Genomic DNA, 22,314 nt, shown 5'->3' with positions numbered 1-22,314 from the left:
GGGATCCTCCGAGAACGGGGCAGAACGGCATGGCGCCGGTGAGTGGACGTCAGGAGGCTGCGGGACGGGGCAGGTCGCGAGGGGTACTTAGTCCTTGGTGTGGGTGGCGAGGTGTCGCCTGCGGCTCTCGTTGACGTAAACCTTGATGGACTGCTTCATGCTCCAGCCGCCGCAGGAGCAGATGGCCTGTGTGTACGCGCGACCGGGGCAGTCCGGGTGGAGCGGCTTCGCGGAGCTGGTGTGCTTGTGGTCTGCCGGGCAGAGAGTGTCGTCGGCGTGGTGGTTGGTGAGCGGGGCGCGGAAAGTCATGGTGGGAACCCTTCTGAGGGCGGGTGGCAAAGGGAGGTCGCGCTCGGCAGGGGCCGGCTGTACGCGGTCAGGCGTGGGCGACGAGGGCTGCGATGAATCCGGCGACGGTGTCTGAAGGGGTGTGGATGCCGAACTCCTGCACCCACGGCTCGTCTTCGGTGGGCTGCACTCGGACCTGCCAGACGATGCCGCGCTTCCACGCGGCGGGGTCCTCGGGGAGCCAGCCGATGCGGACGCGGCCGTCCGGGCTTGTCGCGTGGAAGTTGGCCTCCGGGGTGTCGACGATGGCCCAGCCGAGGGCGTCAAGGAGGTCGAGCGCCGGGCCGGCACAGTAGTCGGAGTAGAGCCAGCGACGGTCTTCCACGACGGGGCGGACCTTGGCGGGCAGGAGGGTCGGGGAGGTGTTCACGGTTGAACGATCCCTTCGTTGACCTGCGGTTTTCCCAACACCCGTACGTTGGCATGCAGTGTCCCGAAGTACGTAGTCCTTTCCCGGGAAGCGGCGTCTGCCGTGGGCGAACTCGCGGCCGTCGGCGCGGGATGCTGACTCCGGGAATGGATCGGTGAATGCGGTTGTCGTACCTGGGTCGCGGCAACGGGCCGCACGGAACCGATGGGGGAGCAGGGATGGCGGAGCCGAACAGACACTGGGATGACGCAGGGCTGGAGCGCAAGATCCGCGCGGCCGGGCGAGCGTGGACGGTCGGCGACATCGCGATGGTCGCCGACGGGCAGTGGGGTGTCGGTGCGCAGTCCGACGGACCATGGGACGAGGACACGCTCGTCGAGAACCGGATCGCGGATGGGCGTCGTGTCGAGTTGACCGTGGAGGAGCTGGCCCACGCGGTGGGCGCCCGTATCGAGGATGCCCACAACGACGAGAACAGCGCCTGACCGCTCAGAGATTCGGTCGCGCAGCGGGCGCCGGTCGCCCGGACGCGGGCGCACGAACAGCCGGGCCGGGCACCTGGTCCAAGGGGTGCAGCGCGTGGGCGGTGCGGGCGACAGCGGCCTGGACCAGTGAGGGTGCCGGCGTCCGGTCTTTGGGCGTGGCGGCTTTGCCGGGGTCGATTTTCGGACTGGCCGGCGTGAAGGCTCGCCGCGGAGCCGAGGATCCGCTCCAGGTCGTAGAACCCTGGCGTGTGGCCGGTCCGGGTCAAGCCATGTAGACGGTCTCGGTGTACGGCCGTCGAGGTGTCGGTCAGGACGAGAGCCGAGCGGATGCGCATGGCTACGCGGAGAAGCGGGTCCTCGCAGGGGCTTTGAGCCGCTACCGGTTCGAGATCCGCCACGGGCCGGCCCCACGCCTTCTCGATCATGGACGTGGCCTTGGCAAGTGCGGTGGTAATGGACATGAGGGCACTTCCCCTATTCGGGGACAGAAGCGGTGTCCTGAAGGGCGGGGTCGGTCTCAGTGACCGTGACGTGGCGACGGCGAGCTGGCCCGGGGCACGGCTGGAGTCGTGGGGTTGCCCGACCTGCTCGGCTGCACGCGGGCACCGCGACAAGAACGGGATGCGGTCGGGTCTCACAGCCGCCGCCACCGCCATCACCGGTCCCGGACGGGGGTCGACTGAGCAGTCACCGCTGCTGGCACCCGCGGCTGCGGCTGTGGCGCATGGCTGAACAGGGCGTTCGGCGAGGCGGGGCTCCGGCGTAGGGCCGCAGCTGTCCGAGCACCGTCCGCCCCCAGAGGGACGACGGGGTGGGTGCGGGCGACCGCTGCGACGGGGGGCGGCGGCGACGAGGTCCGACGCCCGGCGACCGGCTCGCTCCAGTGCTCGACGCTTGCGTAGACGGCTCCCAGTGCCTGACCGGCATCGGTCAGCACGTAGGGGTCGCCGTGTCGCGAGCCGGCGCGGGCGACCAGTCCGTCGGCCTGGAGGCGGAGAAGCCGATGCCGCGTGAAGCCGCTGTCCAGGCCGGCCTCCTCGGCGATGCGGGTGAACCGCATCGGGCCGCCGGCATCGAGGGCCTGGACCACGGCGGTCGAGTGCCGAAGATGAAGCCGGCGCAGGGCGTCTTCGACGCGTTCGGCTTCGGCCATTGGGCCAAGCGACAGGTGGGCACGGGACCAGTCCGACACGGTGCCGTACACCGGGGCCAGCGACTGGCCGAGCGTGCTGAGCCGGTACGGGGCCCCGCGACGGTGGTCATCGCGGGTGACCAGTCCGTCGGCGTGCATCGTAGTCAGCCGCTTGCCGACGAACTGCTCGCTGACGAAAGGGAGCCGGGCGGCGACATCGCGCACCCGCATCGGACCGCTCTGCTGGCCCAGGGTCATCGCCGACCAGGCGGTCCACTTCGGCCCTATCAAGGCAAGCGCGTCCTCGATGCGCTGAGCATCGACGGAGGCGATGGAGAAAGAGGGGCGTTGTGCGGGGATGGACATGGGGGCGTCCTCTCTCGGAGGGAATCAGCGGGAACGGGAGGGCTTGTCGATCGCCGTGTCGACGGGCCCGGCGGCCGGGTCGGCGGTGGTTCCGTGCGCAGGGGCGTTGCTGCGACTTAGGGCAGCGGACACGCGCGGCCTCGCCGCACGCGCGGCCTGAAGGGCTGATTTCCCCTGTTGCGTCAGCGAGAGAGGCTGGCCGGGCCAGTGCATGCCCACACTGGTGTCCTGGTCGAGCAGCCCATCGGCGACCATTCGCCGCACGGTTTCGGGCCAGACCTCCGGATCGGGGCGCTGACCCTGTCCGTCGGAGAGATAGGTGTCGCCGGAGACCGCGCTCTGGTGGAAGCGCAGTCCGCCGGCCTCGACAGCTTCGAGTGTGACGAGCGGGCGATCACCGGAGATGGCCCAGTCATCGTGGCGGGCAGGTTCCTGTTCCATGCCTCGGTCCTGCGTCGCCGTCTTCGGGGCACGGGCCGTGCTCTGGTCGTGGGTGAGACGACGGAAGGTGGCTATCGACCGGGTCAGCTGTTCGTGAGCGGCTGCGCGGGAGGCGGCGAGCACTTCGACTCGCGGGGCGACGGATTCCAGGACGCCGTATCGGTTGGCCGGGACGATCTCGCCCCGACAGATTGGCTCCAGCAGTTCGACAGCGGACCGCGCGGCTCGCACGAGTTGGCCCTGCAGGCTGTCGAGGTTGCGGGCATCCTCGGCGATCATCTGGCCGACCAGGTCACGGGCGTCACCGGGCGCATGGTTCTCGGTCAGCAGCCAGGGGTCATCGACTCCGAGCTTCTCGGCGACGAGGTGAGCGCCCGGCCGTTCAGCCGGGTCATAGGGGTTCACTCGGCGGCTCCCATCCGGATGAGCAGGGAACGGACGAGAGTAGGCAGGCTGTCAGGGCCTTCACTGATCCACACGCCGTCGCTCGCCTCACCCAGGACGTATTCGGCGTCCTCCATGAGGCTGCTGGAGATTTCCATGCAGGCGTCGGTGATCCGGCATGCTGCGAGCAGGGACTCGGAGAGGACCTCGACGTATTCGTCTGGTGTGAGGCCGGCGGCCTCGGCCGCGGTGCGGATCGCCGCGAACTCCAGCGCGCTGAAGCCGAAGTCAAAGGCGCTGGGATCCATGGCGTGGGGCGGGGCGAGCGCTGGATCCGGGGCCTGGGCGGGGATGCCGACACGTGTGCAGATCTGGTCGACGGAGACGGTCAGTTCAGTAAGCGACTCGGTGAGCCAACCCAGTGCGGAGGAGTAGGAGGCGAGGGTGAAAAGGCCCGCCGGTGTTGCGGGGAGCGGTTCGCCGGCCATGAAGCCTTCGAGTCGATCGTTGAGCCCGGCAGCCACCCGAGGTCCGGCCGCGAGCGCTCCGAGCACTGGGTGCAAGTAGGAACGGGCGACGGCCGTTGGGTACTCGGCGGTGAGGATCCCGGAGACACTCTGTGCGGCGTCAGTCAGAAGTGCCGCCAGTTTGGCGCGGGCGAACGGAGTGTGGTCGGCAGTCATCGCTGGGGAGCCCTTCGGGACGCGACGGGTGTGGGTGGGGCTGCTGCGGGGTGTGTTGCCGGTACAGCGGCCGGCTGGGCGACTGCTCGGGGGGAGCGGGCACGGGCGGCCTGCACGCGGGCCTCGGTGGCCGAGGGGGCTTCGGCGTCCTGCTGGGGACTGGTGCGCAGGTGTGCCGAGCGGTAGACCGCGTAGTCCTTGCGGCTGCCGGCGGCGACGAGGTAGATCTCGCGCTTGTGGGTCGAGGTCGGCGGTGCCGGGCGGAACTGGATGACCATCCGGTAGGAAACGGACGGATCGACGTAGACCTTGTGGTAGCCGGCGAGGCGGCCCTTCAGCGGCAGGCAGTCATCGCTGCCGTGGACCAGGTTCTGCAGTTCCAGCAGTGCCAAGTCCCGCATTTCAGAGGGCAGTTCTCGAAGGTCTCCGATGGCGTCGGGGTGTGCGGCGAAGGCGAAGCGGGCGCGGCTCATATCGACCGCCCAGAGTTGGGTCGCCAGCCCGTCGTTGCCGGCGATGTGCCGTGCGGATCGATGCCGGTCCTCGGCAACGCGTAGGCGCCGGCCGACCGTGTGAGGGCGGCGGCGGTCCGCAGTGCGACCTCACCGCGGTAGTCGGGCGGTGCCGGCAACGGGCCGCTGCGCTCATCCAGCCACATTCGAGCGGCATGCTCGTCGGCGAAAGCACCCTCGCGCAGGGTGTACGTGTGAGCAGCGAGGTCACCCTCGTCGAGGAAGACACGAATCGGTGCCTTGGGGGCGATGCCGTCGCGGGTCAACGTCCATGTTTCGCACGGGTCAGAGTCCGAGGTGTAGGTGTCGAGGACCTCGTATCGCGCCCCCGATGCGCGGATCTTCTGTTCGACGACTTGCGTCATGAGATCGTCGGCGGGCTGCATGAAGTCTTCGCCGATCTGGGAGATCGGCTCAGGCGGACACCCACGCTCGATCAGCCAGTTCTGAGCGAAGGAAGCGGTGGCGTGCCAGCCCGACTCGTAGGTGTAGGTCCCCTGGTTGAAGTCCCGTGCGATCTTGATCGCGCATATCTGCGGTTCACCGGGAACGCCCCAGGTGGCTGAGCTGTCGATGGCGACGACGTAGGTCTCTGCGTCGAGGGTGCCGTGCTCCGCCAGAACGACCAGGTCACCGGGCCAGAAGTGGGCCTTTGCGTCTCCGCTGTTCGCATCGACAGGCGTGAGATCGGCAAGACCCAAGTCGAAGAGATCCGAATCGAATTCGTCGTTCATGCCGCCAGCCCCATCTGCACGGGTGCAGGAGTGGCCAGCACGCGGTGGTTGGGCCGGACTGGACTGGTCGTGCAGGCGCCGAAGGGCCCGTCGGGAGCGCGGAGATGAACCAGGGTGTGGTCCAGGTGGTCGCGGTGCCACGTGGAAGGACCGGACAGGCCGGCCTCGGCGTCGGTGAACTGCTGCCACGCGAGCCAGAGGGCGTGCAGCCGGGCGACCGCTTCCGGGTGTTCGTGCCACTGCGCGCACCAGGGGCGGCTGCTGCTGACTTCTCGTCCGTACACCGGGAGGAAGAGGTGGTTCACCCAGGTGGTGAGGGCGGCCAGTTCGACGGTGTAGGCCTCGTCGTCCAGAGCGAGGATGAACACGGAGGTGGGTACATCGCTCCAAGCGGGGTCGGCTGTCTCTGCGGCCGGCTTGTCGTTACCCGGCCGAGGCTCGGCTGAGGCGGGAGTGGGCTCGGAGCCCAGTCGGTCGAGAATGACGCCGTGCTGCCTGACCTCGGACATGGTCTTGGCGAGGGTGCTGGCGAGGTCGTCGAGGTCCCCGTCGGGGACGCGGAACGGTTCCGGTTCGGGGGTGGTCGTGCTGGTGTCGGACATGGGGGCGTGCTCCATCTGTGAGACGGCGACATGGGGAAGAGGATCCGGAGGAACCGCGGTTTGGTCCGGCCGGAATGACCCGGTAGTGGGGCGCTACGCCGCCGCGCAGTGAGGGCAGCGGGGGAAGGGAGGTGCCAACAACTGCAATGCTCGGCTGGCCTGTTGGGGTACGACTCCGTTGCCGAGTGCGGTGAGTTGTGCTGGCCGGCCGAGTCCTGGCGTTGCCGTGACCCAGCCTGGGTCCAGGCCTTGCATCCACTCCACGAACTCGGGCCGGAGCCGGCCTGCCGCATCGGTGGGTGGCGGCGCGGGGCGGGTGAGCATCTCCCATCGGGTGATGGCGGCTGCGTATGCTCCCCATCGCTGGTCGGCTCCCCGGGTTCCGGAGCCGCTTCCGTCCAGAGCGGCAGAGCCACAGCCGGCAGAGGCGGGCGCCACTCCGTGCCCAGTCGGCGTTCCGGGGTGTCCGTACGGCCGGCCTGCGATGTGGGCAGCAGCGATGCAGCCGCACTGGGCAGGGTCATGTCCCCGTTGCCGTACCGCTGGTTCGGTGAGCCCTTGCTCCCGTCCGACGCCTTCGGAGTCGGCAGCAGCCACTCGACCTCGTCGGCCAGGTTCGGGCCGTGGCCCCCGCTCTTGCGCTTCGTCGGATGCTGGGAGCCGCCGTTCTTCCCGATGTTGCTCGTCGGCGTCTTGAGCAGGGTGTCCGGCGGGCCAGGCGGCGAGGAAGGTTCGCTCGCGGCGGTGCGGTGCCCCGATGTCGGAGGCGCGAAGCACGAGCCATTTCGCGTCGTACCCGAGGTCGGCCAGGGATCCGAGTACGGCACCGAGTGCCCGCAGAGGAGGCTGACCTGCGGTGTCTCCCAGACACCACGGGCAGAATTCCACGTCGCCAGGGGAACCGGCGGGTGAGGTGAGGAGGCCGCGCACATTCTCGATCACGACCAGGCAGGGGCGGAGGGCCTGGACCGCACGGGCGACGTGCAGCCACAGCCCGGAGCGGGTGTGGGAGTTGAGTCCGGCTCGTCGGCCGGCGACCGAGACGTCTTTGACAGGGGAAGCCCGCCGTGAGGACGCACACCCGGGGGACTGCGGACCAGTCGACGGCTGTGATGTCGCCGAGGTTCGGCATCGCGGGCCAGTGCCGGGACAGGATGCGTGAGGCATCGGGATTGACCTCTGCGTGCCAGGCCAGGGTGCCGCCGAGGGCCGACTGCACGCCCAGGTCGAGGCCGCCGTACCCCGAGCAGAGCGAACCGATCAGCGGGCGGGCGAGCGCGGTGTGCATGCCGCCGGCCTCGCGCGATCCGGCCCGGGGAAACTGCCGGCGGGACGGCGCCGCGCGCAAGGCACGGACGTCCGGGCGGGGGGTGTTGTTCACGGTGACTTCCAGAAGGAGAGCGGGGGAGGACAGGGAGTAGTCAGTTGTGGCCGCGCGCCGGTGACCGCCGGGTGCCAGGGGCGGGCGCCGGGTCAGAGCGAGTCCGGCTCGGTGAGACTGGATTCGGCGCGCTGCGGGCGAGGGCGGCATGCGCTCGTGAGAGGGGTGGAGGTTCTGGGGTACGAACCGGCGGCGTAGCTGGGCGCCGGCCGGTTGTGCTCTGCCAGCGGGTCCGTACCTCGTCGAGCGGGCCGAGTGCGTGCAGGGCGTGGTTGATGAGCTGACCGGGGGAGAGCGCCTCGTCCTCCGCCAAGACCCGCACGTCGCGCGCAGCTGTAGCCGCGGTGCGGATCACGGATGAGGCCAGGACCTGTTCGCCGAGCCATTCGGCGCTGCCTGCACTCACGTCGTCGCAGATGGCGCTGAGGTGTTCTGCCGTGAGGGTGCCGTCGGCCAGAAGTCCACGGCGCTGGGCTTCCCAGAGCAGGGTGATGCGGTCGACGGGTTCTCCTCGGTGGTGCAACGCTCCGAGGCAGCGGTAGAGGTGTCCGTGGATAGGGTCGGTGAAGTCGACCGGCCGCAGCCAGCCCACTACCTCCTCCATGGCCGTCGGCCGGTCAGCCAGGATGGCCAGGAGGAACCGCTCGTCCTCCCCCGCTTGATCGTCGGCCCGTACCGGCGACGGGTCGGCAGGGGCGTGGGCCGGGGGGACCGAGCGCGGTTCGGTCCCCCAGCGCTGGGCGAGTTCGCTGAGTACGCCGGACAGAACGTCCGCTTGAATCACAGATCCGTCGACCCGTCCCCGGCGGGCATCGGCACGGGCCGCTTGATGCAGGCGGATCGCGTGCCGGGTGATGGTGCGGTGGATGGCGCCCTCCAGCACCATGCGTCCGTACACCGGGGCGTGCGCGACGCGCGGGCAGGCGGAGACCAGAGAGTGCGCATGCACCGCGGTCAGTCCCCGGACATGGAGGCCGGCCTCGTTGACCGCGTCGGTCACCCAAGACAGCGGGACGGCTCCCTCGGCGGCCAGCGCCGGATGACCGTCGCCTCGGAGCTTGCGCAACGCGGCGAACAGCGCCTGGTGGACCGGCCGGTCGAAGTGCTCAGGGGCGAGCCAGTCAAGGTGCGAGAGCTGGCCCGGGTCGAGCAGGACCGCGCCGAGTACCGCCTGCTCCGCACTCAGGAGCGGGTTCATCGCCGTTCCCCTGATGCGGGGGATTCGCTCTGCCGTGTATGCAGTTCCGCGACCGCTTGATCGGCAGCGGTCACCGCTGTGGAGAAGTCGTTCAGCGCGCTGGTGAAGTCGGGGTCGGTGGCGAGCATCGAGCCGGCCCTGCTGACCAGCCACCACCGGCCGTCGTGCCGGACGACCGGGGAGAGCATGAGCCGCCTGGCCCGCGCCGGAGGGAAGGCGGGGTTCGGTGAGGACACGAAGGGACTCCTGATCAAGTGGGGGAGGGTCAGACCGCGAGGGTGTGATCGCTCTGGGCCGGGGTTCCGGAGCGGCAGGACCAGGGCGAGCAGCCGTCCGGCTCGCCGTTCTCCAGCTCGGCGTCCGCGAGCGCGTCGAAGATGTCGCCCTGGCGGCCGGACCACTCGTGGGCAGTGACCCGGTCGATCGGCGCATGGTCCAGGGGGCGGCGGCTGCGGTGGAGGTATGCCTGACCGAGCAGGGGTTTGCCCTCGGCGGTGGCGCGCGCGTTACCCGATCGGATGGCGGCGTCGAAGGCGACGACGTCCTGCCACTCGTGTGGGGACCCGTCCCGCAGAGCCCTCCACTGGGCGTTGCCGTGGTACGGACATCCCAGGCACGCACTCTTCGGCGTCTGACCGAACCCGCGTGAGCGCAGGAGCCGCAGGCAGTCGGACCGGGAGAACCCGTTCTCGATCAGCGGGTGGCGGTTCTTCATGTAGGCGACGTCCGCGTCCTTGGCCCGGTGGAACTCGTCCACCGAGATGCCGATCCACTGCTCGACGTGGACTCCGGCGGGGATGCGCTGCGGATAGGGATACCCGAGCAGCTCGCGGACCTTCTCCTTGATCGGCCGGACCTTGTACTGACCCGTGCACTGCCGCCGTGACATCCCATCGCCGCCATCGGCGTTGAGGATGTGCAAAGGCATCGACGCGAAGCGCTTTCCATGGTCGAGCGCATCGGACCGGATGTTCCCGGAGGAGACCCGCAGGATCGGGATGCCGACCGGTTCCGCAATCTCCCGCTCGATCCGGACGAGGTGCTCGTAGACGCTGCGGGGCTCCCATCCCGTGTCCGCGAAGATCGCCACATCCAGGCCGGGCAGGTGACCCTCGGCGGCCATGAGCAGAAGGCAGGTCGACTGGACGCCAGCTCCGAGCGAAAGCACCTTGAGCGCGGGGGCGTTCATGTCGACAGCTCGAAGTCGTCGGGGTCCGTGGCCTTCGCCAGAGCGCGCTCGGTGATGGCTTTCGTCGCACGGGCCGAGGCCGGGCCGACCACCCTCGCGGATGGTTCCTTGTACCAGGGCTTGAGGTCGAGCATCGCGACCCGGATGCCGGTGGCCAGGAGCAACGCCTTGCCCTTGGGCAGGGCGCGGATGGCGTCAGGCGGAAGGATGCGTTCGGTGCGCATGCTCACCGAGATGGACTTACCGCTCTCGCTGGTGGAGACCGAGGTGGTCTGGACGTCGTGGTCACCGACCTGACGGCTGAGGCGGTCGGCGAAGTCCGCGTCATCGATCCCACTACCGATGATCTTGATGGTGGCTGCGGACCACAGGGCGTCCATGCCGGCCTCGCCCCAGCACCGCTGGCCCTGGCGGTAGGACTGCAGGATCGTCATCGGGATGACGCCGCGGCTGCCCAAGTGGCTGTAGAGATCGGGGAGATCGCTGATCTTGCAGACGTTGGCGGCTTCGTCGAGGACGCACAGGGCGGGCGGGTCGAGCCGTCCGCCGGAGCGCTCGGCGACCACTACGGCTGCGCGCATCACGGCGTCGGCAGCAGCGGCGATGATCGCGGAGGCGCTGCCTCCGCCGTCCTTGCTGAGGAGGTACAAGGTGTCGCAGGAGGTGGCGAAGGCGAAGGGCTTGAACTCGTCAACGCTCTTGCTGGGGGTGACCCACGCCGCGACCTCGGGGTCGAGCAGGCAGCTCGCATACTGCCGCGCCGTCTCGTAGATCCCGTCCCGGGTCTCGGTTGCACCGGAGACGGTGCCCTGAAGCTGGGCGGCGACCGCATCGTGGCCGGCATCGGTGAGCAAGTCGACCGGCGTCCGGTCGGCGGGGGAGGCGAGCCACGCCAAGACGTCGGTGATCGGCCGGCGCTGACTGGCGGCAGCGAGGAACAGCGCACCCAACGTGTTCGACGCGGCGGTGGACCAGAAGTCGGAACCGTTCGAGTCGTCCACGCTGGCGGCGACGAAGTGCCCGGCCAGGCGTTTGGCTCCGGCCAGGTCGCGGGCGTCGGCCAGGATGTCCCACCACATCTCGCGCGGATGGTGCGCGATTTGCTGAGGATCCAGGGTCCAGATCGTGCCGACCTCGGCTCGGGCGTCCACCGTGGCGGTGAACGCGTCGTTCGCCGCCTTGTTGCTGGTGAGCAGCACCGGGCCGGGTGCCGCGAGGATCGCCGGGATCGCCAGTCCGGAGGTCTTCCCGCTGCGCGGCGCCATGATCGCGACGAGGACGTCCTCCCAGGACGCGCGGACATCGGCTCGCCCCGGGGACAGGGTGCCGAGCAGGATGCCGCGGTCAGCCGGAGCGACCTCTTTTACTCTCCCGGCCGCTCAGGGACGGCCGCAGGCTCTTCGCCTTCACGGTGATCTCCTTGTTCAGCAGCGGCGCCAGGTCGGTCTTGCGGGCGAGTCCGGTCTTGGAGCCGGAGCGCCAGCGCGTCCACAGGACTATGCCGGTGGTGATCAGGGCCAGGGTGAGCAGGCCGGGAACGATGCGGGCGCCGAGCAACAGGGCGGTCGTGCTCAGGGCCGGCCACAGCATGTCGGGGTGCAGCAGAGCATCGGTGGTGCGGAACGGGGCCCATGGGCCTTTGCCGACAGCGGCGTTGGTGAGGTTGCCGGTCAGCCAGGCCAGGGAGCCGAAGGCCAGGGCGGCGCCGAGGACGCCGAACAGGAGGTAGAGGAGCGCGTCGGTTCCGGTGGTGGTCGACGGCGCGCTGGTGCGCGGAGAGGGCACGGTGGTTCCTTGGGTGTGCGAGCGGGCGGGGCGGGGCGCGCTCGGTTCTCGTGCAGCTCACGGGCCTACTCCTGGGGGATTCAGCGGAACGTTTCAGCGCGGACCGGTGCCGGCTGCCGGCGTACACGACGGCAGATTCACGGCGCGACCGACAGCGTCAGGTCGTCGGAAAGAGCAGCGAGTCGGTGCCGGGCCGTGTCGGGGCTGTCGGCGGTGACGATGAGGAAGCCGATACGGCTGGTGTCGAGGTCGCCCGCCGGCGGCAGTACGACCCGCTCTCCGACCTCCCGGAGCCAGGTCACCTGGTACAGCCACGGGTGCTCCGGACCAGGGACCATCGCCAGGCTCCGCGCCAAGAGGACACCGCTGGCCGGGGGATAGACGATCTTGATCGCGGCGGTGGTGTGTGCCGTCGGCGTCAGGTCGGGAATCTGCCCGCAGGCGACATCAGCAGCGATCCGGGGCAGGTCCAGGCCGGTGGCGAGGCGGACGAGCGTGCCGATCAGGTCGCCGCCGATCCGCGAGTTGACCTCGATGATCCGCGGACCGGACGTGGTGAGGCGCATCTCCACGTGCTGGACACCATCGGTGACTCCCAGCGCCCGGACAGCCTGGATGGCTACGGGAGCGACCTCGGGAAGGAGCGGGTCACCGGCATCGACGGTATGGCCGACTTCCTCGAAGTACGGAGCGAAGTCGACCTCCTTGCGAGTGACGGCGAGCGCCGTGGTGACCCCGTGCTGGGTGACGCACTCCACCGAGATCTCCGGGCCCGACAGGTATTCCTCGACCAGTACGCCGCTGCCCTCCGGACCTTGCTTACCGGCTCCAGCAGCGGCGAACTGCCAGGCCCCGGGCAGCTCCTCGGGCGCATCGACGCGGACCACACCGATGCTGGCCGCGTGAGAGGAAGGCTTGAGAACGACCGGGAACCCGGTGCGAAGCGCGGCGACGGATGCCTCGGCCAGGGTGTCGACACGGGTGGACGTGGCCGAGGGCACGTTGCGTTCGGTGAACAGACGGCGGCTGGTCGCCTTGTCCCGGCAGGCGGTCATCGCCGACGTGGTGTTGCCGGGTAGGCAGAGGCGAGCGGCGAGTTCGGCGGCCGGCACGAGTGTGTACTCGTCCCAGGTGACGACACCGAGGATGGGGTGGCGGGCGGCCAAGGCCAGGCCGGCAGCGACCACGGCGTCCGGGTCGTGGGTGTCGGCGACCTCGTGGTCGACCACCAGGTGCTGCTGCCAGGAAGGCGGCTTGGTGTCGATGACGGCGATCGGGTACGCGGCGGCAGCCTGTTCGACGCAGTAGCTGCGATAGACGGGATCGGATCCGCCGACGACGATCAGCAGCGGGCGAGTGGATCGGAACATGGGAAAGACCTCCATGGGGCGTGGGCGGGAAGAGCGGAGAAGCGAACTGGGCGTGCGCGGTCGGGCAACGGCCCGTCAGCGCGCAGTCGCTGGCTGGGGGACCTGCTGGTGAGGTTCAGGACCCTGTGGACGGTCTGGTTCGCAGGCGGTCCGGTGCCGTCGCAGACCGGCGAAGCAAGCAGTCAGCGCTAGGCCCTGGAGAGCGGCGCAGGCCAGCAGGAGGTGTGAAATCCCGGCGGTGGGGACGATCGCGATCAGGGCTCCGGCCAGCGGGAGCGGCAGCAGCACCAGGATGATCGTCACCGCCAGAGTCGAGCCGAACGCCTGGACCGGGATGAGCCGGGACCGCAGCGTGCGCAGCACGACGGTCATCGCACCTTCGCCGGCCATGACCAACGCCACTGCCGCGGTGTATGCCCCGAAGTTCGGGGCCAGGGCAGTCGCCAGGCATGCCGCGGTTGAGACAGCGGCTGCCCCGGCGCCGACTGACCAGATGCCGAAGCGGTCGATCACACGACGGCTGGCCCACACAGCAACCAGCGAAGCAACGGCTGCCGCGCTCCAGACCGAGCCCACGGCGGCGGTGGAGTAGTGGAAGTGGTGGATGACCGTGATCGGGGCGGCGGCCTGCAGGACGCCAGTGGCCAGGTTGGAAGCGATGAGACCACCGACCAGCCAGACAAGTGCCGGTGTCCGGCGCAGGGTTGCCCACCCGGTCAGAAGACTGCTGGGCGCAGGGCGATGGTCCGTGGCCTCTGCAACGCCGGATGCGGTCGAGGCAGCGGTCAAGGCCAGCAACGCGACCACGCTCAGTAGCACGGTGGTGCCGCCCAGGAGCAGCAGGCCCCCCAGAAGCGGACCGACGAGCATCGCGCCCTGGTCGATCCCGGTCTGTGCGGCCTGCACGCGGTGGGCCGTGGTACCCGCCAGGCGGCACGACGCGGCGCCCAGAGTCTCCACCGCGACGAAGGAGACCTCCGCAACCAGCCCGGACACAGCGCCGAAAGCCAGGACAACAGCCGTGGGCACTGTTCCTGCACTGGGCAGGACGAACAACACCACCCCGGCCAGAACGACCACGGCGGTACGGGTCAGGTTGGACATCCGGAACACACGCCCGGCGCCCCACCGGTCAACCAGTGACCCGGCGAAGGCGAAGGCAGCCAGACGAGGCGCCCATTCGAGGAGAAACGCAAGACCGGTCAAGGCGGTGGAGCCCGTGGTGACCAGGACCAGCAGCGGTATGGCGTAGGTAGCCGTCGCACTGGCCAGAGCGTCGGCGGCCCGCATGACGTAGGTGCGCGACAGCCCGACGATCCGGGGAGGCGAAGGGATCATCACGGTCACCGCGTCCGGGGGGCGGGGGCCTGCGACGGAGGTGTGATCGCGCCGGCGTTCACTGCCCCGGTGCTGAGAGTCGAGGAGTCCTTGGCCCTGGCCGCTGCGGGCGACGTGGTCAGCGCGGCGCTCTGATGGTCGGGGACTGCCGCGGACTGTGTCTGCGTCTCGGCCTGTTCCTGGGAAGCGACGCCTACCTGGAGCAGCGCGGCTCCGGAGTCGACGAGTTCGGACTGGGCGTCCCTGACGTACTCGGAGGCGTAGTCGAACCGGCGGGCGAGGTCGTATGCCTCGCTGTCGAGGTCCTGGATCTGCTCACCCGTCACCTCCAGCGCTTCCCGGACGCGTTCCAGGGCACCGTGCTCGGGGTGAAGGAGGTGTTCGACGGCCGTCCGAAGCTCTTCACCGTTCACGACAGACCTGATCTGATCGGTGAGCCGGAGGATTTCCGCTCCGGCTGTGTAGGGCCCGAGCGGATAGGCCTGGGCTGTCTCTCGCGTGGTGTCGAGGGAGGGGTCCAGGTCGACGCCGAATCCGGCGGCGCGCAGCAGCTGGGCCGCGTAGGTAGCGGTGGCGGGGCGCAGAGCGCGCGGGACTGCGGTGGGAAGGCGATGGCGTCGGCCGTACCAGTCCTCGATCTGCTGGAAGCCAGCGTGCTTGAGAAGTGTGGCGGCATGGTCGTTGGTATCGCCCTTCGCCGACACGCTGCCGCTGGGCTCGGCGGTGATGATGATGGAGGGTGCAGGCACGTGGGTCTCCTGGGCGGGGGATTCCGGGTGGACAGAGGTGGACAGGTGGCCTAGCTCGGCCGCGATGCGGTGGCACTCGGTCTGCAGGTGAAAGGCGTCGCGGTAGGCGTTGTGGAGGATGCCGTCCTCACGAGCGAGGGTCGCCACGACGTGCACCTGCCGGGGCTGATCGCGCAGGGCGATCCACCGGCAGGCGTCCGGATCCCCGTCGGGGGCGACGCCGGTGACGGCCACCAGGCGGCGGGCGACCGCGGCCCACTGCGCGTCGGTGAGATCCGGCCGTTGCGGGTCGGAACGCACTGAGCAGAACCACGTCGGCCGTGCGGGTGCGCGGGACCCGAGACGTTCGACCGGAGCGTCGAGGGCCTGGGCCAGATAGGGCAGTGAGCCAGACTCGGCGAGAAGCTCGATGGGGGCTCCACGCCCGTCACCCGCGATCAGCCTGGGGCTGATGTGACCACCGCGCTCGGCCAGCTCGTACAGGGACGAGAACAGGCCAGCGGTGCTGCTAGCGCGCTGCAGGTGGGCAATCACGTCTTCAACCTCGAACGGGGAAAGGTGAATGGGCGCCCGGAGGTTCGGGCTGTCAGGGAGAGAGGATCCGCAGGATCCGCGATTTGGCGCGGCTGGAGATCGCTGGTAGACGTCACCGCTCACTCAGTCGGCATTGAGCCAGCACTGCTGCTTCGGCGGGGAGGGATGTCTGGCGGAACCTTCAGGCAGGTACAGCAGTTCGGTGTGCGCGTTGGCAGCCGCGCTCCGGGGCGGAAGGGTGACCTGTGGGGGTGTCGACGAGTTACTCATCCCTGTGCTCGAATACCACCATGGCGACACCGGGCCACGCCCCGAAACCGTGTGGGGCAATCTGCGCTTCGACTTCTCGACGGTCTCGGTAGAACTGGCGCCCAGTCCCTGACGCCCCGCGCTGGCCGCGATGGCGCGGACGTTGTCTTCGGTCCGAGGCCGAGGCCCCGCCAAGACCAGCGCAGATCGAGGCGGGGCATCGAACGGTCAGAAGCGCGGGTTATCCGTTGGCCGCTCGGCCGCGGTAACGGCCTTCAGGAGCTCGGCGAGTTCGTCGGTTCAGACGAGCGCTGGTCGATCCACCACCCCGCGCGAGTGATGGTGCGGGCGGACTCCTCTATCTCCCCCCATGCCGTGTCGCTGGTCCCGCCTTCAAGGACCAGATCGGTGCAGCCGGCGGCCAGAACCTGGTGGCGACAGCGCACACCCCAGGCAACTGCTCGTTCTGTCGCTTCCGCCTTCTGCGTCGTCTCAGCGTGTCCTGCGGATGGCGTCTGTGGCCGCGGCGGCGATAGCGACGGGAGCGCTGGAGGGCTGGGGAAGGTGCAGCAAGGTGGTCCCCGGCAAGTGGCGGGACTCCGCGGTGAGGGTGAGCTGGAGTACGGCGCAGCCGGCGGTCGTGAGCTGCTTGACGCGGGTGACGGCTTGAGCGGTTTCGTCGCTGCCGTACTGGGCGTCGGTGACGATCACGAGGAGGCGGCCGGCGCCGGGGCGGCTGAGTTCGAGGCCGTGGTCGAGTGCGTCGATGGCGTCGCCGAGGTTGTGGTGGCCGCCGCTGGCATCGAAGGTCGTCACGCGCTCTGGTGCTCGGTGGGTGGGTCGGGTCAATGCGGTCAGGTGCCTGTCGTAGGCGATGGTGGCGGTGAGGGAGTCGGGGTCGGTCAGGGCTGCTGCGCGTGCCACGATCCAGGCAGCGGACGCGACGGGCGCGCAGGCGGCACGCATGGAGCCGGAGACGTCGACGGCGATACCCACACGCAGCGGTGGGGTGGGGGAGTTCCGGCGGCGGGTGTGGGTGAACGGTTCCGCGGTGGGGACCGACCCGGCCGCGCGCTGAGCGTCGCGGGCGAGGGCCGCGCGCATGTTGAGGCGGCCGGGCGGGGTGGGGCTGGTGGTCCGCTCCTCGGTCCGCTCGCGGTAGGCGGCAGCACGCAGGGCGCGGCTCAGGCGCGCGGCGGCACTCTGCTCGGCGGCGGTGGGCCTGCGGGTGCCGGTGACCGGGTTGCCGTAGGGCGCCGGTGTGCCGTCGGGGGTGACGGTGGTGCCACGGGCGTTGAAGACCGACTTGGCGGTGGCCGCAGCTTTGCGCCGCTGACCGGCCCGCTGGGCGCGGTCCTGAGCCTGCGCCTTGGACTGCGTAGCCATGGCGTTGGTCGCTGCGGCCTGTGCCGCGAGGTCTGCGGCGTCAGTGGCTGCCGTGCTGTCCATGACGACCCCCACGGCGCCGGACAGAAGATCGGTGAGGTTCTCCGGCACGGGCAGGGCGGGGGCCGCGGCGTCCAGAGCGTGGCACCACTTCTGAGCGTGCGCGAGCATGGTCGTGGCGTCGTGGTCGGCGCACTGATGGGCTGCGGCCCAGATGCGGGTGAGGGTGGCCAGCAGGTCTGCGCCCAGCACCCTTTCGCACAGATCGGCGACGGCCCGGGTCTCCCCGGCATCCAGGATGCCGACGTCACGGCGGCCGAGGACCAGGGCCGCCACGCCGGCGGCCTGCTCGATGCCCTGGAGGGTGGGGTGGGCCATGTCGGGCATGACCAGGGTTCGGGCACTGGTGCGCAGGTACGTGCGGTCCGTAGGCCGTGTGATCAGGTGTGCGCCTTCGACACGGCTCTCCTCCAGCAGGAGCGCGGCCTCGATGACGCGGGGATTCGCTCCGGCAGGCTGTGTCCAGACGGAGTGGGCGGCGTGCGCGGCCTCGTGGACGAACACGCCCCAGGCGGCGGGATACCGCTCCTCGTCGCCCACGATCCGCGGATGGATCTCGTGGGGCTGGAGCGGGGCGAACAGGCCGGCGTCGAACTCGACCTCGCCCAGAGCAGGGAAATAGGCGGCCGGTGCGCCGCTGCGCGTGCCGGGGCGGCAGGTGACAAGGAGATCCTGGCGGCCGGAGAGGGCGACCAGCCGGTCGCCCAGCTCGGCTCCCACGCGCAGCCACGCGGCCGGGGAGGAACGGGGTTGCGCGGGCGGGGCGCCGTCGTCGTCCCAGCGCGCGAGGTCGGCGTCGTCGTCCCGGGTGGTGGCGGGGGACTGGACGTGGTGGTGGGCGCTCATCGCGAGCGGCCCCGGTGCGCGGAGCCGGTGCTGCCCGGGGGCTGCCGGGCAGCTGAGGCGGGGAGCTGCTTGCCGAGGGTGAGGGGCGCGATCTTCTTGACGCCGACAGCCTTGATGACGGCGTCGGCGACGATGTCGCGATCCTCCACAGGAGCGATGCCGACCAGGTTCGCCAGCGCGGCATTGGTGCCGAGGACTGCCTCGGTCTTCTGGTAGCTCAGCAGCTCTCGCAATTGGGGGGCCCAGCCCAACTCGCCGAGTTCGACCTGGCGGGCGAGGTTCCGGGCGACCCGGACCACCCGGGCATCGATCCTCAAGGCGAGGGCGAGGTCGTAGTCCGTGCCGATCTGGATTTGCACGCTGAACCGGGACGACAGCGCCTCCGTCAACACCGCTCCGTGGACGCCGGGATTGTGGCCCGCCACCACGTAGAAGCCCGGCTCGGCCTTGATGGTCTCGCCCTTGTGGGCCTTGACCTGGATCTGCCTGCGCCCGTCCATCGCGGGATACAGCGCCGCCAGGACCTTCGGTGAGATCAAGGTGGCATCGTCGATCAGCAGGGCGCGGCCCTCGGTCATCGCGGTGACCAGCGGACCGTACTGGAAGACGTAGGCTCCCGCGTCGTCCTGCGTGTACTCGCCGATCAAGTCGCCGACCGTGGTGTCGCCGTCACCGGCGACGGTGAGCAGGTCCGGGAACGCCGCCTCGACCAGACTCGTCTTGCCGGTGCCCGGAGGGCCGTAGAGCAACACCGGCACGTCGGCGTCCCGCAAGCGATTCAACGCCTCGACGTCGGGCAGATCGGCCAGCTCCCGGGGGTGGTAGACCTGGCCCCCCGCGCGGCGGATCGGGCCGGTCTGCTTCGGCGTGGCTGCTGCGGGAACGGTCGTGCGGGCCGTGGCCGCCTGGGCGCGGGGAGAGTGGGTGCCCGGTGGGCTGATCACAGCGGTCTGCGCGGCTGCGGCGGATTTCGCGTTCGCGTGGAACTTCGGTTGTCCGGTTCCTCCTTGGTCGGCCTCGCCGCGCCGCACCAGGGTGAGGGCGGCGTTGCGGACGGCGCCGTGGGAGTGGCCCAGCTGCCTGGCCATGTCCCCGATGGTGAGCATGTCCGCCGGCCGGTCGGCCAGCAGTCGGGCCACCTTGGCCCGTAGCTCGCCGCCCTTGGTGCGCGCTGGACTGGTAGGCGTTCCGGGTGTGGTCAAAACGAGGCCCCTTCAACAGGTGCGGGTGCGGGCGGGGTTGGCGATGCACTGGAGAGGCTGGCCGCTCTCGGAGCGGATCACGGACTGTGCCGACATCGGCGACCGGGCCAACCAGGGCGTACCGGCGGCGCTCACCGGCCGACCGAGGGCTCGGTCCAGGTGCACGGGATGGCCGGCGACGAGCAGCTCGCTGGCTGCCGAGCAGGCCCGTGCGTCCGCTCCGTACCGAGTTCCGTCGCTCGGCAGGCGCAGCCTGGCGTCTCTTCGAAGCCGGCCTGGAGCAGGATCCGCCGGGCGGCGGTGTTGTAGCCGGTGGTGGTGATCTCGCCGGTGATGGTGTGCCGGATCGTCATGAACGGCTCTGCTGGTGCTTCGGGCAAGGCGGATCTCCTATCGGTGGTGGCGGGAAAGCGGTGGGGTGTTGGGCGAAGGCGAGGCGAGCCCGGAACTTCCATCACATCAACGGTGCGTGGCTGGACCACGAACGATGCGCAATGACAGCCGACATGCTCCAGGGCGGGCCTCACCGCCCCGCAGCTACCTGACTCGCCTTTCCGCACGTTCTGATAGCCGGGTGTACCAACAGGTACGCGCTGTCGTCCGCGACGGCGGCGACGACGCCGAGGTCGGGGTGGATGCCGAAGGCCACGTCGGGTTCGGGCTGCGGCATGCGAGGTGTCCTGTCTTGGGGCGGATCATCGGGGGCGGGAGAAGGCGATGCGGGGGTCGACTGGCCGGACCGCTGCGGGCGTGGCGTCCTGGCGCTGGACCGGCGCCTTGCCGGGGAGGCCGGTGCGGGCCGGGCTGGCGGCGAGGGCTGCGGAGCTCATTGGGTACTTGGCTGTGGTGCTGCCCTGATTGCGCTCGCGGTGCGAGGCCCTCGCGGGCGCAGGACGGCGGCGCGTTGCCACGTCCTGGGCGAGGCAGGGCTCCACCGCGACCTGCAGATCGGATCGGTGTATCGACACTGTGGCGCTGGCGACCCTTTCCAGCGCCACGCTGCGGTCGGAGGCGACGGGCAGCGTGTAGATGTTCAGGTCCGGGTTCAGCCGCCAGCCGTGGTCTTCCAGGATGATCCGGCCGTCAGGCGAAGAGGAGTGGTCGCTGGTCGCCGCGACGATGCCGAGCTGAGGGTGCTCGGCGAACGCGACGTCGGGATCGGTGTGAGGGCGCTCACGGGCGGGAGCCGTATTGCTGGCGAGCGAGGGGTCGAACGCGGCATCCACGTCTATCTGGTAGCCGGCCCTGCGCAAGAGTGCGACAGCCCGTGTGGCGCGGCCCTGCCCGTCCTGTAGCTGGTTGGCCAGCGTGTACAGCGTCGGTTGGTCCGGGACAGGGTGGAAGTCGAGCACCTTCAGCATCCATGTGCTGGCGTCGAGTTGCTTGGGGCTCGTAGCGACGATGCCGTAGTCGGGGTGGCGGCCGACGGCGATGTCGGGGAGCGAGTCGTAGTGGGTGGGCATGGCAGATCCATCCGGTGGAGGCTCGGGGGCCGGGGCGGTCGAGGGCCGGGACGGTTCTGTTGCGGCGGGTCATGGAGGACTCCGAGACGGGAAGCGGTCAGCGACCGGGGTACGGACGAGGGGCGAGCGGGTGGCAGCGCGTGGTGCACGGCCGGCGCGGCTGGTTGCGGTGTGGGCGTCGACAACTGGGCTGTCGGAGAGCGGGCACGAGCGGCCCTCGCTCGGGGCGTGCTACAGCCCGCCCGTGGCATCACGTCGATCTGATCAAGGCGGCGAGTCGATCGCGGCGAGCAGACGTGAAACTCTGCCGCCGTGATGCGCATGCGGGCCGTCCGGCTCCGAGTCGTAGATCGCTTCGTGGACTGCGGAGTCGTCAGGATGCCCGCGGGTCACCAACCAGCTCTCCGGCTGCCCGGGTGGGTGCTCGGTCGACGGCCCCTGCGGTGGCGAGATGATCAGCGAACCACCGTCGGGGATCCCGACATGGACGATGTACTCGCTGAGGCCGTACTCGACGGTGCACCCGAGACCACGCTGCCGAAGGGGAGTGGTGACGTGTCCGTACCCGTGTTCCCGATCCGCGGCGCCAGCTGTGGACTGTGCAGGAGAGTTGCTGCTGTCCGCGGTGAGGGGCGAGCCCTCCGTTCGCAGGGACATCAGGGACTGGTCGGGGTGCATGGGCCCTTCCTTGGCCGGGTGCCCCAGCAGCCGATGACGTGCATCGCAGACCGTGGGACGGTAGAGGTTGTGGTGTTCCGCGAGGATCCGGGTATCGGCCGGTTTGGTGCCGCCGGGACTCGGTGCTAGGGGAGTCAGCGGGAACGTCGCGGGGGCGGCGGATGGGACGCGGGCGGCGCAGTAGGCGACGCAGTGGGAGTTCCGTGCTTGCCTGGTGTGGATCGGGCGAGGGCGACCTGGGCACGTGCGGCCTGCGGAGGCCGGTCTGCGTTGTTCCGGTTTGCCAGGTAGTCGCTGGCCCGAGCGAGCGCAGGGCCTTGGTCGGACAACGCGGCGGCAAATTGCCAGCCTTCGGAGTTGCGGATCTTCTCCGCCTGGCCGGCGTACAGCTCTCGCGAACCGGGTTGTGAGGCGTCCATGAGCGCCAGTACCTGATCCCATTCGTCCCGGATCTGGGCTGCTCGCTCCAGGCTGGTGTCGATGCCGCGCAGCCGCCCGAGGTCCTCACTAATCGGCCCGTTTACATAGTCGGACCCGCAGGCGGCGGCGCGGACGCCGGCCAGTACCTCGGGACCGTGGTCGAGGAAGACCTCGACGTGCTTCCACGCTTCGGCGTCCCGCTTCACCTTGCTCTCCGGGTAATTCTCCCCGTCGATAGACCATTTGCAGGCCCCATCAGAGGAGTTGGAGGCTGCGTTCCAGGAGTCGGAGGCCTGTTTGATGCCGTCGGCAGCGGCGGCCAGCACCGGGATGTGCTGCTGCCACGTCTTGTGGCTGATGGTGGGGGCAGCAGGGGCTTCGGCGGCGGAATCCATGCGCGGTCCTTGTG

At 69.8% G+C, this 22,314-nt stretch carries 23 protein-coding genes and 2 pseudogenes; 1 reads left to right on the top strand and 24 read right to left on the bottom strand.

The window, feature by feature from the left end; translation table 11 throughout:
• Positions 1-87: 87 nt before the first annotated feature.
• Positions 88-309, bottom strand: coding sequence for a hypothetical protein (locus OG959_RS09870; protein ID WP_148020866.1), 222 nt, complete (start codon positions 307-309; stop codon positions 88-90).
• 67 nt (positions 310-376) lie between these two features.
• Positions 377-718, bottom strand: a complete 342-nt coding sequence (locus tag OG959_RS09865; protein ID WP_148020867.1) for a DUF317 domain-containing protein — start codon at positions 716-718, stop codon at positions 377-379.
• Between the two features lie 218 nt (positions 719-936).
• Here OG959_RS09865 and OG959_RS09860 point away from each other — a divergent pair, with 218 nt between their 5' ends.
• Positions 937-1,203 carry a hypothetical protein gene (locus OG959_RS09860; RefSeq protein ID WP_148020868.1) on the top strand — a complete coding sequence of 89 codons (267 nt, stop codon included), beginning with the start codon at positions 937-939 and terminating at the stop codon, positions 1,201-1,203.
• A gap of 655 nt (positions 1,204-1,858) precedes the next feature.
• Here OG959_RS09860 and OG959_RS09855 read toward each other — a convergent pair.
• The 22 genes and pseudogenes from OG959_RS09855 to OG959_RS09755 form a co-directional block, all read right to left on the bottom strand.
• Positions 1,859-2,701, bottom strand: a complete 843-nt coding sequence (locus OG959_RS09855) for a winged helix-turn-helix transcriptional regulator (RefSeq protein ID WP_148020869.1) — start codon at positions 2,699-2,701, stop codon at positions 1,859-1,861.
• 24 nt (positions 2,702-2,725) lie between these two features.
• Complete coding sequence (locus OG959_RS09850; RefSeq protein ID WP_148020870.1) at positions 2,726-3,547, bottom strand: hypothetical protein; 822 nt, start codon at positions 3,545-3,547, stop codon at positions 2,726-2,728.
• Positions 3,544-4,209: a hypothetical protein gene (locus OG959_RS09845; protein ID WP_326657798.1), complete on the bottom strand. Its 666-nt coding sequence runs from the start codon at positions 4,207-4,209 to the stop codon at positions 3,544-3,546. The genes OG959_RS09850 and OG959_RS09845 overlap by 4 nt, the downstream gene beginning before the upstream one ends.
• On the bottom strand, positions 4,206-4,682 hold the full coding sequence (locus OG959_RS09840) for a hypothetical protein (RefSeq protein ID WP_148020872.1): 477 nt from the start codon (positions 4,680-4,682) through the stop codon (positions 4,206-4,208). The genes OG959_RS09845 and OG959_RS09840 overlap by 4 nt, the downstream gene beginning before the upstream one ends.
• Complete coding sequence (locus OG959_RS09835) at positions 4,679-5,455, bottom strand: glycosyl hydrolase (RefSeq protein ID WP_326657797.1); 777 nt, start codon at positions 5,453-5,455, stop codon at positions 4,679-4,681. The genes OG959_RS09840 and OG959_RS09835 overlap by 4 nt, the downstream gene beginning before the upstream one ends.
• Positions 5,452-6,057 (bottom strand): DUF4913 domain-containing protein, encoded by a 606-nt coding sequence (locus tag OG959_RS09830; RefSeq protein ID WP_326657795.1) that lies wholly within the window; start codon positions 6,055-6,057, stop codon positions 5,452-5,454. Before OG959_RS09830 ends, OG959_RS09835 begins: the two co-directional genes overlap by 4 nt.
• Before the next feature lie 93 nt (positions 6,058-6,150).
• The gene (locus OG959_RS38670; protein WP_442805556.1) at positions 6,151-7,224 is read right to left on the bottom strand and encodes a DNA cytosine methyltransferase; all 1,074 of its coding nucleotides are present in this window, start codon (positions 7,222-7,224) and stop codon (positions 6,151-6,153) included.
• A pseudogene (locus OG959_RS38665) lies at positions 7,175-7,345 on the bottom strand (DNA cytosine methyltransferase); the annotation flags it as partial. The pseudogene OG959_RS38665 and the gene OG959_RS38670, both read right to left, overlap by 50 nt.
• A gap of 133 nt (positions 7,346-7,478) precedes the next feature.
• The gene (locus OG959_RS09820; RefSeq protein WP_326657793.1) at positions 7,479-8,636 is read right to left on the bottom strand and encodes a DnaB-like helicase N-terminal domain-containing protein; all 1,158 of its coding nucleotides are present in this window, start codon (positions 8,634-8,636) and stop codon (positions 7,479-7,481) included.
• Positions 8,633-8,872, bottom strand: coding sequence for a hypothetical protein (locus tag OG959_RS09815; protein WP_326657792.1), 240 nt, complete (start codon positions 8,870-8,872; stop codon positions 8,633-8,635). Before OG959_RS09815 ends, OG959_RS09820 begins: the two co-directional genes overlap by 4 nt.
• A gap of 29 nt (positions 8,873-8,901) precedes the next feature.
• On the bottom strand, positions 8,902-9,825 hold the full coding sequence (locus OG959_RS09810; protein WP_326657791.1) for a hypothetical protein: 924 nt from the start codon (positions 9,823-9,825) through the stop codon (positions 8,902-8,904).
• Positions 9,822-11,610: pseudogene (locus tag OG959_RS09805) on the bottom strand (type IV secretory system conjugative DNA transfer family protein). The gene OG959_RS09810 and the pseudogene OG959_RS09805 overlap by 4 nt, the downstream one beginning before the upstream one ends.
• A 137-nt stretch (positions 11,611-11,747) precedes the next feature.
• Positions 11,748-12,980: an ATP-grasp domain-containing protein gene (locus OG959_RS09800; RefSeq protein ID WP_326657790.1), complete on the bottom strand. Its 1,233-nt coding sequence runs from the start codon at positions 12,978-12,980 to the stop codon at positions 11,748-11,750.
• A 75-nt stretch (positions 12,981-13,055) separates the two neighbouring features.
• Entirely contained in the window at positions 13,056-14,318 is a 1,263-nt protein-coding gene (locus OG959_RS09795) for an MFS transporter (RefSeq protein ID WP_326666309.1), read from the bottom strand.
• A gap of 5 nt (positions 14,319-14,323) precedes the next feature.
• Positions 14,324-15,601, bottom strand: coding sequence for a hypothetical protein (locus OG959_RS09790; protein WP_326657789.1), 1,278 nt, complete (start codon positions 15,599-15,601; stop codon positions 14,324-14,326).
• Between the two features lie 741 nt (positions 15,602-16,342).
• The gene (locus OG959_RS09785; protein WP_326657788.1) at positions 16,343-18,142 is read right to left on the bottom strand and encodes a hypothetical protein; all 1,800 of its coding nucleotides are present in this window, start codon (positions 18,140-18,142) and stop codon (positions 16,343-16,345) included.
• Positions 18,139-19,281: an AAA family ATPase gene (locus OG959_RS09780; protein WP_326666307.1), complete on the bottom strand. Its 1,143-nt coding sequence runs from the start codon at positions 19,279-19,281 to the stop codon at positions 18,139-18,141. The genes OG959_RS09785 and OG959_RS09780 overlap by 4 nt, the downstream gene beginning before the upstream one ends.
• 194 nt (positions 19,282-19,475) lie before the next feature.
• Positions 19,476-19,697 carry a hypothetical protein gene (locus OG959_RS09775; protein WP_148022197.1) on the bottom strand — a complete coding sequence of 74 codons (222 nt, stop codon included), beginning with the start codon at positions 19,695-19,697 and terminating at the stop codon, positions 19,476-19,478.
• A gap of 170 nt (positions 19,698-19,867) precedes the next feature.
• Positions 19,868-20,014 carry a hypothetical protein gene (locus tag OG959_RS09770; RefSeq protein WP_326657787.1) on the bottom strand — a complete coding sequence of 49 codons (147 nt, stop codon included), beginning with the start codon at positions 20,012-20,014 and terminating at the stop codon, positions 19,868-19,870.
• 25 nt (positions 20,015-20,039) lie between these two features.
• Positions 20,040-20,807, bottom strand: coding sequence for a hypothetical protein (locus OG959_RS09765; protein ID WP_326657786.1), 768 nt, complete (start codon positions 20,805-20,807; stop codon positions 20,040-20,042).
• Between the two features lie 264 nt (positions 20,808-21,071).
• Positions 21,072-21,485, bottom strand: a complete 414-nt coding sequence (locus tag OG959_RS09760; protein ID WP_326657785.1) for a hypothetical protein — start codon at positions 21,483-21,485, stop codon at positions 21,072-21,074.
• 134 nt (positions 21,486-21,619) lie between these two features.
• Positions 21,620-22,300, bottom strand: a complete 681-nt coding sequence (locus OG959_RS09755) for a hypothetical protein (protein WP_326657784.1) — start codon at positions 22,298-22,300, stop codon at positions 21,620-21,622.
• Positions 22,301-22,314: the final 14 nt, after the last annotated feature.

This window comes from Streptomyces sp. NBC_00385 (assembly GCF_035917155.1).
In the GTDB taxonomy this organism is placed as follows: Bacteria; Actinomycetota; Actinomycetes; order Streptomycetales; family Streptomycetaceae; genus Streptomyces; species Streptomyces poriferorum.
This window is presented reverse-complemented; position numbering and strand designations above follow the sequence as displayed.